The organism is Nakamurella sp., from assembly GCF_048594475.1.
In the GTDB taxonomy this organism is placed as follows: domain Bacteria; phylum Actinomycetota; class Actinomycetes; order Mycobacteriales; family Nakamurellaceae; genus Nakamurella.
Genome location: NZ_JBMDXT010000381.1, coordinates 1 through 9,596, shown reverse-complemented (window position 1 = coordinate 9,596; position 9,596 = coordinate 1). Strand labels below are relative to the sequence as shown.

The window sequence follows — 9,596 nt, the reverse complement described above, 5'->3', positions numbered from 1 at the left end:
CGGTCGCCATCGATGGGTGTCCGGGTGTTACTTGACTTCGTACAGCCAGGGGTTCGCCACCGCGAGCTCACCGCTGGAGTCCCACTTGTACGTCTTGGCCAGACCCTCGCCGTCGTAGGTCGAGAAGTACTTGATCATGCTCGCCCGGTCCGTGACCTGCCCGGAGGAGATGCCGGTGACCATGATGGTGGCCAGGTCGTAGGCGTCCACCGAGTACACGCCCGGGGCGATGTTGAAGGCCTGCTGGTACTGCGACGCGAACTGGTCCGGAGCCGGACCGCACGGGCAGGTCAGGATCGCACCGGCCGCGGCCTGGCCGGCCTGGGCGACGAACTGCGGGTCGTTGACGCCGTCACCGGAGACGAACGGGCCGGTGTAGCCGGCGTCGCGCAGCTGCTGGACGAACGGCGCCGCCTCGGCGTAGTAGCCCGCGTAGTAGACCGCGTCCGGCGCCGCCGTGGTGATCAGCTGGATGCCGGCGGTGAAGTCCTTGTCACCGGTCTTGACGTCGACGGCGCAGCTGCCGTCGGCGGCGGACCCGAGGGTCTCGGTGACGACCTCGGCCAGACCGACGCCGTAATCGGTGTTGTCGCGGACGACGCAGACCTTGCCGTAGTTCTCCTGCTTGGTCAGCCAGTTGGCGGTCGCACCGCCCTGCGAGTTGTCGTTGCCCAGGCCCCGGAAGAAGTTGGTCCACCCGTTGGTGGTCAGCGCCGGGTTGGTCGCCGACGCGGTGACCGAGATCAGGCCGGCCTGGTTGAAGATCGGGCCGGTGGCCTTGGTCTCGCCGGAGAACGCCGGGCCGAGCAGGCCGATGACCGAGGCGTCGCCGACGATCTGCGGCGCGACCTGGGTGGCCTTCTGCGGGTCGCCCTCGGTGTCGAACTCCTTGAGGGAGAGCTGGCAGCCGGGGTTCGCGGCGTTGAACTGGTCGATGGCCAGCTTGGCGCCGTTGCGGATGTTGATGCCCAGCGCCGCGTTCGGGCCGGTCAGCGCGCCGGCCATGGCGATGGAGGAGCCGGCGGCGCACTTGGCCTGCCCGTTGCCGGCCGGCAGCACCGCGTTGGTGGCCGCACCCGCGCTGACGTCCTGGCCCTCCGGGGTGATCTGCTTCAGCGGCTGGATGCTCAGCGAGCCGCTCGCCGCGCCGCCGGAGGAGGCGCCGCCCGACGCCGCCGCGGACCCGGAGGCCGCCGCCGATCCCGACCCGGCGGACGCGGCCGCGCTCGTCGTCGTTCCGCTGTCCGTCGACTTCGACCCACAGGCCGCCAGCGTCAGGGCCGCCACCGCGACCAGCGCGATGCCGGCGGTTCGCACCGAACGTCGATGCACGTGCCACCTCCGAAGATTCTGTTCACCGGTCAGGATCCGGCTGTCGCATTCATGCCGACGTCGCCGACACGCGGGGAACCTATCCCACGATCGGCGCAGGACACCGCAAGAACGAGCCCTCGTAACCAAAATGCGACTCGCGGTTCACAAGAAGCGCCCATCCAGGTCACACGCGGTAGTCAATGCGACGGCGGACGATGCGCCGAGCGCGAACCGGGTCAGCCATCAGGGCCAGGCCCACCGGCGGATCGATCACGATGGCCGACTCCGACCGGCGGTCCCGGGCCGGTCGACCGCCGGATCCCCCGGTCACCGGAACGACGAAGCGGCGCCCGGGTTGCCCCGGACGCCGCCTGGTCGACGCGATCCCGTCGCGCTCAGCTCTTGGCCGACAGCCCCTCCAGCACGGCGTTCGCCACCGCCTGCATCGAGGTCCGCCGGTCCATCGCGGTGCGCTGGATCCAGCGGAACGCCTCCGGCTCGGTCATCTTCTGGTGCGTCATCAACAGGCCCTTGGCCCGGTCGATGATCTTGCGCGCCTCGAGCCGCTGGCTGATGTCGGCCACCTCGGCCCGCAGCGCGGTCGTCTCGGCGTACCGGGCGACGGCCAGCTCGATCGCCGGCAGCAGGTCGCTCTTGGAGAAGGGCTTGACCAGGTAGGCCATCGCGCCGGCGTCTCGGGCCCGTTCGATCAGCTCGCGCTGCGAGAACGCGGTGAGGATGACGACCGGGGCGATCTGTTCCCCGACGATCTCGGCCGCGGCGTCGATGCCGTCCTTCTTGGGCATCTTGACGTCCATGATGACCAGATCGGGACGCAGTTCGGTGGCCATCGTGACCGCCTGCTCGCCGTCGACCGCCTGGCCGACGACGTCGAATCCCTCCTCGGCGAGCATCTCGGACAGGTCGAGCCTGATCAACGCTTCGTCCTCGGCGATGAGCACCCTCTTCGGTGCGGTCATCGGCCACCTCCCTCACCTGCCGGCGGGCCCCCGAGTGGTCGCCGGTCCGGTGGTCAGAGTATCGGCCCCGGGTTACCAATGTGCGAACGAACAGGCCCCCACGCTGTGATGAGCACGCCTTTCGCGTCGCACAACCGACATCGTTGTCTGTCGACGGGCCCGACATCCGGTTCGCGCGCCGGGCCGGGCGGGGCGGGGCCGGGCCCGGCGCGGGCCCGACTACGATGGGGCTGCCCCGATCGCGGGGCCTGCCCCCGTATCCCAATTGGCAGAGGAAGCGGATTCAAATCCCGCACAGTGTGAGTTCGAGTCTCACCGGGGGCACCCGACCGGCCGGCAGCCCGGGTAGGTGAGGTGTGCACAGGTCCCGCGCCGTCGCGGCGCTCGTGGTGGCCACGATGCTCGGCGGGCTGGGTCTGCTGGCCGGCACCGCTCCGAGCTCGGCCGAACCGAACGACGAGTTCGTCGCCTGTGGGCCGGCCCTGTTCGGCCGCCCCGATCCCCTGCCCGACCCGGCCTGCGCCGACGCCTATGCCCCGTTCGACACGGTGGCCATCGTGCTGCTCGTTCTGTCCGCCGCCACCGTGATGGTTCTGATGGTCGGCGCCGGCCGATCCGCGGTCCTCACCCACCGGCGTCGGCGCCGGCTCATCCCATGAGCCGGGCCGCGTCGACGGCGTCCGGGACGCGAGGTTTCGCGACCGGGTCGGGGCGGTGCGATTGGTCGGTCGGGTCGGACCGACGGGCCAGGTCGGGGCGGTGCCCGGCGAAGGACTCTCGGAGCGCCGCGGCCGCGTCGGCGACGGCGGCCCGGCAGCGGGCCGACAGGCCGATCATGTTGACGAAGCCGTGCACCAGGTCCGGTTCCCGGCGCACCACCACCGGGACGCCGGCCTCCGCGAGCCGGCGAGCGAAGAGTTCGCCCTCGTCCCGGATCGGGTCGAAGCCCGCCGTGACCAGGTGGGTCGGCGGCATCCCGGTCAGCTCGTCGGCCAGCAGGATCGACGCGCGAGGGTCGCGGTGCTGGTCCGCGGACGGCAGGTAGTGGTCCCGGAACCAGACGATGTCCGCCTCGGTCAGCAGGAACCCGTCGGCGAACAGATCCCGGGACGTGGTGCGGTTGACCGCGTCGGTCGGCGGATAGAACAGCAGCAGTCGGGCGGGTCCGGGCTCGCCCGCGTGAATCGCCAGGTGCGCGGTGACCGCGGCAAGGTTGGCGCCCGCGCTGTCGCCGCCCATCGCGATGGATCCCGGGTCGGCACCGAGCGTCGCGGCCCGGGTCCGCGCGAACCGCAGGGCGGCGGACGCGTCGTGCACCGCGGCCGGGAACGGGTCCTCCGGGGCCAGCCGGTAGTCGACGGCCAGCACCCGCAACCGGCCCCGATCGGCCAGGAACCGGCAGGCGGTGTCGTGGCTGTTGAGGCCGCCGGTCACCCAGCCGCCACCGTGCAGGTACACCAGCAGCGGCGAGCCCGTCGCCAGCCCGTTCGGGCAGTAGAGCCGGGCGGCCAACGGCGGCCCGGCGTCATCCCGGTCGATCACCACCGCGCGGCTCGTCACCGCGCTCGGGGGCCGGCCGCCGACCAGGGTGGTGGCCGCATCCAGATGGGCGCGGCGCCGCGGCACCGGCGCGGCCGGCGTGCCCGCCGTCGTCATCCGCTCGAGGCGCAGCAGCAGTTGCAGGTCCGGGTCGAGCGGCTCGCCGTCCACGACGATCGGTGCACCGGCCAGCCGGCGACGGGCGGTGGCCGGCAGGTACCCGAACAGGAGCCGGATCGCCAGCTCCAGGCCCACGGTCGACCGCACCGCCGAAGCATAAGAGCCCGCCCGAGCTGATCGTGGGGTCCGGGGGGCACCGACGGGTGGTCGGGCCGCTCGGGCTGCGACTGGGACGGCATCCCGGGACGGCGCCCCGGTGCCGCGTTGGTGGCGTGCCCGAGGCGCGCTGGAGGCGGGCGCGCCCGGGGTCCCACTGGAGGCGAGTTGGAGGCGCGCGCCCCGGGGTCGCGCTGGAGGCGAGTTGGAGGAGCGCTGGAGGAGCGTTGGAGGCGCGCGCCCCCGGGGTCGCGTTGGAGGCCGCGCGCAGGAGCCGGGCGACCGGGCGGGACGAGCACGCCGGGCTGGTCGATCCAGCAGAACGTGACCGACATGCGGAATTCTCGCCGAGATGAACGGCCGTCGGCCCGCAGGGCCCGTCCCTTCAGATCGAAACCGTAGGCGGGTCGGCGAATCCGGGGCGGGGCTGATCAAATCGGCAAGAAGTCCGACATTTCGGGCGCATGGTGCCGACTTGATCAGCCCGACCCGTCCCGACCGCCCGGTCCGGTCGGTCGGTCGGTCGGTCACTCGGCCAGCACCGACGGCCGGTACACCAGCGCCCGGCCGGGGGCGCTCGCCTGGCAGGTCAACCAGGCCGGATCGGCCCGGCGCACGTCCACGGCCACCACCATCGGCGTCCCCGCCACGGAGAGCGTGACCACGACGCGCTCCTCGATCCGCCGGTCGACGGCCTGCACGGTCACCTCGCGCCAGCCGGCGTCCGGCGACTCCCGGTGGGCCAACTGCAACGCGGCCTGCTCGGCCGGGGGGAATCCGACCCGGCCGCGCAGGGCGACGGCATCGACCCGTCCCGCGTCGGTCAGCTCGACCAGTCGTCCGGCGTCCTCGGGCTGCACGCGGCCGTAGAGCAGGCCCGCCGGCAGCACCAGCAGGTTGGCCGCGAACCGATCGCCGCCGACGTGACTGCATTCCCAGACCCGCCCGGGCCGGCGCTCCAGCAGCTGCCCGGCCACCGGGCGGCCGCGGATCGCGCAGCACGCGTCGTGGGTGCCGTGCGCGCACACCAGGTACAGCGGTTCGGTCGCCCCGCCCGTCCCGGGGGCGTTGAGCACCCCGGGGACGTCGACGTCGAGCAACTGCCGGTCGTCGTCGAACCGGCCCCAGATGACGCGTTCGCGCCCGGGCCGGCAGTCGACGGCCGCCCACCGCCGCGGCCCGTCCGGCTGGTGGCGCCCCGGCCGCCGGATCGCCACCACCCGGATGCCGCGGGCCTCCAGCCGGGCCACCAGGAGATGGGCAACGGCGCCGTCGAACCGGGACGCGAGCAACCCCGTCCGGCCCCAGGGTCCGGGCTGCTCGACCAGCAGCAGGCGGTCGGCCGGGAAGGCGCTGCCGATCATCGGGTCACCCCGCCGGGTGGCCTGGACCGAGCACCGCTCGAACCGGTCGACCTCCTCCGTCACCGCCTCGGCCACCGGGTCAGGAACCGTCGGCCCCGGCGGCGTCGACACCGGTGGCTCCGACCGGGACGACGATGCCCTCGCGTACCAGGCGGCGGGCGATCACCAGCTGTTCATCGGCGTCCAGGTTCGGCAACTGGCCGGGCGTGAATTCCTTGCCGGCCACCACGACCAGCAGGGCGGCGTGCGCCTGCTCGGGCCAGGTCACGGTCGAATCGACCAGGTCGAGCACCCAGGCACCGGACGCCGGACGCAATCCCGGGCGCAGTCCGGGCCGCAGCACCAGCGGGGTGTCCGGACCCAGGCCGGTGATGGCGGCGAGCTGGGCCAGCGGGGCGATCGGCGCCGGGCGGGTCTGGCCTACCTGCTGCCGGCCGACCCGGCGCGCGGCCGCGGCGTAGTGGTCGGCGTCCACCTGGTTCAGCCGGGCGGTCAACCGGGCCGCGGCGGTGCGCAGGTGGCCGGCCATCGCGTCGACGTCGGTGACGTCGACCCCCAGCGGCAGCGACCGCCGCAGATCCCGGTCGCCCTCGGCCGCCGCGATCAGCTCCCGGGCCAGGTCGTACCCGGTCAGCGGGTGCACGCCGATGGTCAGGTGGATGGACAGCTCGCCCTGCGCCACCGCCGAGTGCAGGTAGCCGCGCGGCAGGTAGAGCGCATCGCCCGGCTCGAGCAGGGTGTCGATCACCGGCTCCTGGGCCGCTCGGGTCCGCACCTGCTCGCGCCGGGCGTCCCAGGTCTGGTGCGGCAACGGATCGGCCAGCACCGGCTCGTGGATGCGCCACCGCTTGGTGCCGGCGATCTGCAGGACGAAGACGTCGTGGGTGTCGTAGTGCGGGGCGAAACCCTGGTTCTGCGCCGGGGTGACGTAGGCGTTGATCTGGACCGGGTGCCCCAGCTCGGCGGCCAGCTCGCTGCCGAACCGGACCAACGGCGGCCAGGTCCGGTGCAACGCCTGCAGCACCAGGGTGGCGCCGGCGGCCAACTGGCCCAGCACCTTGTCATCGGCCACCTGGTCGGCGATCGTCGCGCCCGCCCCGCCCCCACGGGTGAAGGTGGACGTGGCCAGCACCGATCCGTCCTTGGCCATCCGCAGGAACGGCGTGCGCAGCCCCCGGACGGAGATGAGCTCATCGACCGCGGCGGCCGAGAAGAGGTCGGTGAAGTCGCCGAACCCGTCGACCGCCGGGACCGATCCGGGCTCCGCCGGCGCGGCCACCTTGGTCAGCAGGGGCCGCTGCGCCCAGTGCCGGCGGGCGAACTCCCCCGCCGGGATACCGATGCACCGCTGCAGCGCCGGGGTCGCGCCGGGCTGCGGGGGGCGCCCGGCCAGGCCGGACGCCCCCGTCGGTTCACCAGCCGACATCAGCCCGCGGCGCCGTCAGCGCCACCGTCCGCGCCACCATCGGCACCGCCGTCGGCACCGCCGTCCGCGCCACCATCGGCACCGCCGTCGTGCACCCCGGCCGCGCCACCGTCGGCCGGACCTTCGGCCCCGCTGTCCGCGCCGCCATCGGCGCCACCGTCGGCCCCGCCGTCAGCGCCACCGTCGGCGCCACCGTCGGCACCGCCATCGTGCACGCCGGGCACCCCGCCCGCGCCACCATCGGCCGGGCCCTCGGCCCCGCTGTCCGCGCCACCGTCGGCACCCCCGTCAGCGCCACCGTCGTGCACGCCCGGAACGCCGGCCGCGCCCCCGTCCGCCGGGCCCTCCGTCGCCGGACCGCCGGTGGTGATGTCCTCGTCGCTCAGACCCATCGTCCCGCTCCTCACGCTGTCGTCTGTCGGACCCCCATGGCCCGCCGACTCCGCCGGTCCCAGTACCCGAACCGTGCCGGAATCACGCTACTGATCATGCCCGGCGGCGGCGACCCCGGTCCGGCCGCCGTCACCCGACGAGCTGCCGCACGTGGTCGGCGATCTCGGCCAGCTCGGCCGCGGAGCGCGCCGGTGCGCCGCCGTCCGGCCCACCGGCGACGGGGGCGCCGGCGCTGTCGTCGGCGATCAGGTCGACCCACCAGCGGCAGCCGCCGGATTCCGGGCGGACCGGGACGACCCACGGCCGGGGCAGTGGCCGGACCGCCACGACGATCGCGGTCAGCCGGTGCCGGGGCCGGAAGTCGATCCGGTTGGCCTGCACCGACGCGGTCGTCCAGATGTGGAGGGGTTCGAGAGCCTCGATGTTCTCCGGCCGGGTCACCTCGATCGCCGCGACCACGGACGCCGCCGCACGGATCACCACGGTCCCGTCGCCGACGTCGGACGCCCCGAGCGGCAGCAGATCGGCGTGATCGGGTCGGGTCGACGCGGCGTGGCTGTGCGCGACCGTCGGGTACAGCAGGAACTGCGCATCGCGCACCGTGAAACGCTTCTCGTGGATACCGCCCTTGCGCAGCAGCAGCGTCTGCCGACCTCGCAGCAGCGCGTGCACCGCGGCACCCCACTCCTTGAGCGCGGGCCGGGTGAGGGCCGGCGCCGGCCCGGTGATCGTCCCGGCGCTCGCCGCCCGCTCCCCCGTCACCGCAACCGGACCAGGCCCTCCTGCACCACGGTGGCCAGCATCCGACCGTCCCGGGCGAAGAAGTGACCGGTGCCCAGGCCGCGGGCGCCGGACGCGCTGGGCGACATCGTGTCGTACAGCAGCCATTCGTCGACCCGGATCGGCCGGTGGAACCACATCGCGTGGTCCAGCGAGGCGACCTGGATGTTGTCGTGTTCGAAGGTCAGCGCGTGGGTCTTGAGCACCGAGTAGAGCAGGGTGAGGTCGGACAGGTACGCCAGCAGGCAGACGTGCAGCAGGTCGTCGTCGGGCAGGACGCCGTCGGTGCGGAACCACACCCGGCTGTGCGCGCCGAGCTGCGGACCGGTCAGCCGGGACTCCCACGGCGGTTCGTCGACGTACCGCACGTCGAACGGCCGCGGGATCTGGCCCCAGACGGTCATGCTGTCCTTGAACGGCGCGATGCGTTCGGCGTAGGTCGGCAGCGACTCCGGCGGCGGGACGGGTGGCATGGACTCGGCGTGGTCCACGCCCGGCTCGTCGACCTGGAAGGACGCCGACATGGTGAAGATCGGCTTGCCGTGCTGGATGGCGACCACCCGCCGGGTGGTGAACGAGACGCCGTCCCGGGCCCGGTCGACCTGATAGACGATCGGCTGCCGCGGGTTGCCCGGCCGCAGGAAGTAGGCGTGCAGCGAATGCACCCGGCGCTCGCTGGGCACTGTCCGGCCGGCTGCCGTGAGCGCCTGCGCCGCGACCTGGCCGCCGAAGACCCGGACCGGCGACAGGGCCGGCGACACGCCCCGGTACAGGTTGTCCTCGAGCCGCTCGAGGTTCAGCAGCTCGACCAGGGCGTCCACCACGGCCTGGCCGCGAGGGACGCCGTCGGTGTCGAGCGAGCTCTGCTCGCTGGTGTCTTCGGGCACCGGGTCATTCTGCAACGGGGCCGCCGCCGCCCGCTCGGCCGGCCCGGCCGCGTGCCGCCGGTGCCCGAAGATCGCCATCAGTCCTTGTGGCTCAGCCGGTGCACCCGGATCAGGTTGGTCGAGCCGGAGGTGTTCGGCGGCGCGCCCGCGACGATGACCACGGTGTCGCCGGGCTCGTACCCCGGGATCTCCAGGATGGCCTGGTCGACCTGCTCAACCATCTCGTCGGTGGTGTCGACCTCGGGGGTGACGAAGGTCCGCACGCCCCAGGTGAGGGCGAGCTGGTTGCGCACCTCCTCCTTCGGGGTGAAGGCGAGGACCGGCAGCGCGGTGTGCAGGCGGGCCATCCGGCGGACGGTGTCGCCGGTGAAGGTGAAGGCGATCAGCGCCTTGGCGTCGATCCGCTCGGCGATGTCGCGAGCCGCGAAGGACAGGACACCGCCGCGGGTGCGCGGGGTGTGGGTCAGCGCCGGCGCGGCGACCGACTCGGTCTCCACCGCCTCGATGATCCGGGCCATGGTCTTGACCGCGATGATCGGGTACTTGCCGACGGAGGTCTCGCCGGAGAGCATGACCGCGTCCGCGCCGTCCAGGATCGCGTTGGCGACGTCGGAGGCCTCGGCCCGGGTCGGGCGGG

The 9,596-nt window shown here is 73.4% G+C and carries 10 protein-coding genes and 1 tRNA gene; 2 read left to right on the top strand and 9 right to left on the bottom strand.

What is annotated here, in order from left to right; genetic code table 11:
• Positions 1-27: 27 nt before the first annotated feature.
• Complete coding sequence (locus ACOJUF_RS17180) at positions 28-1,332, bottom strand: branched-chain amino acid ABC transporter substrate-binding protein (RefSeq protein ID WP_420123042.1); 1,305 nt, start codon at positions 1,330-1,332, stop codon at positions 28-30.
• Between the two features lie 377 nt (positions 1,333-1,709).
• Positions 1,710-2,294, bottom strand: coding sequence for an ANTAR domain-containing response regulator (locus ACOJUF_RS17175; RefSeq protein ID WP_420123041.1), 585 nt, complete (start codon positions 2,292-2,294; stop codon positions 1,710-1,712).
• Positions 2,295-2,544: 250 nt separating this feature from the next.
• On the opposite strand from ACOJUF_RS17175, the gene ACOJUF_RS17170 reads away from it, so the two are divergent.
• Positions 2,545-2,618, top strand: a tRNA-Leu gene (locus ACOJUF_RS17170).
• 32 nt (positions 2,619-2,650) lie between these two features.
• Positions 2,651-2,953, top strand: a complete 303-nt coding sequence (locus tag ACOJUF_RS17165; RefSeq protein WP_420123040.1) for a hypothetical protein — start codon at positions 2,651-2,653, stop codon at positions 2,951-2,953.
• On the opposite strand, the gene ACOJUF_RS17160 is transcribed toward ACOJUF_RS17165, so the two are convergent.
• The 7 genes from ACOJUF_RS17160 to ACOJUF_RS17130 form a co-directional block, all read right to left on the bottom strand.
• Entirely contained in the window at positions 2,943-4,100 is a 1,158-nt protein-coding gene (locus ACOJUF_RS17160; protein WP_420123039.1) for an alpha/beta hydrolase, read from the bottom strand. The genes ACOJUF_RS17165 and ACOJUF_RS17160 overlap by 11 nt on opposite strands.
• A gap of 536 nt (positions 4,101-4,636) precedes the next feature.
• Entirely contained in the window at positions 4,637-5,548 is a 912-nt protein-coding gene (locus ACOJUF_RS17155; protein WP_420123038.1) for a sucrase ferredoxin, read from the bottom strand.
• Between the two features lie 4 nt (positions 5,549-5,552).
• Positions 5,553-6,899, bottom strand: coding sequence for a cupin domain-containing protein (locus ACOJUF_RS17150; protein ID WP_420123037.1), 1,347 nt, complete (start codon positions 6,897-6,899; stop codon positions 5,553-5,555).
• Positions 6,899-7,291: a BatC protein gene (locus tag ACOJUF_RS17145; RefSeq protein ID WP_420123036.1), complete on the bottom strand. Its 393-nt coding sequence runs from the start codon at positions 7,289-7,291 to the stop codon at positions 6,899-6,901. The genes ACOJUF_RS17150 and ACOJUF_RS17145 overlap by 1 nt, the downstream gene beginning before the upstream one ends.
• A 130-nt stretch (positions 7,292-7,421) precedes the next feature.
• Complete coding sequence (locus ACOJUF_RS17140) at positions 7,422-8,054, bottom strand: DUF1802 family protein (RefSeq protein WP_420123035.1); 633 nt, start codon at positions 8,052-8,054, stop codon at positions 7,422-7,424.
• Entirely contained in the window at positions 8,051-9,037 is a 987-nt protein-coding gene (tesB, locus tag ACOJUF_RS17135; protein ID WP_420123034.1) for an acyl-CoA thioesterase II, read from the bottom strand. The genes ACOJUF_RS17140 and tesB overlap by 4 nt, the downstream gene beginning before the upstream one ends.
• Positions 9,037-9,596 (bottom strand): pyruvate kinase (locus tag ACOJUF_RS17130; RefSeq protein WP_420123033.1); only part of this gene is annotated, 560 nt, incomplete at its 5' end. The genes ACOJUF_RS17130 and tesB, both read right to left, overlap by 1 nt.

Bases quoted from the DNA above. Each gene is read 5' to 3' on its own strand.
- ACOJUF_RS17145 (WP_420123036.1), bottom strand. From the start codon at position 7,291: ATGGGTCTGAGCGACGAGGACATCACCACCGGCGGTCCGGCGACGGAG.
- tesB (WP_420123034.1), bottom strand. From the start codon at position 9,037: ATGGCGATCTTCGGGCACCGGCGGCACGCGGCCGGGCCGGCCGAGCGG.
- ACOJUF_RS17150 (WP_420123037.1), bottom strand. From the start codon at position 6,899: ATGTCGGCTGGTGAACCGACGGGGGCGTCCGGCCTGGCCGGGCGCCCC.
- ACOJUF_RS17175 (WP_420123041.1), bottom strand. From the start codon at position 2,294: ATGACCGCACCGAAGAGGGTGCTCATCGCCGAGGACGAAGCGTTGATC.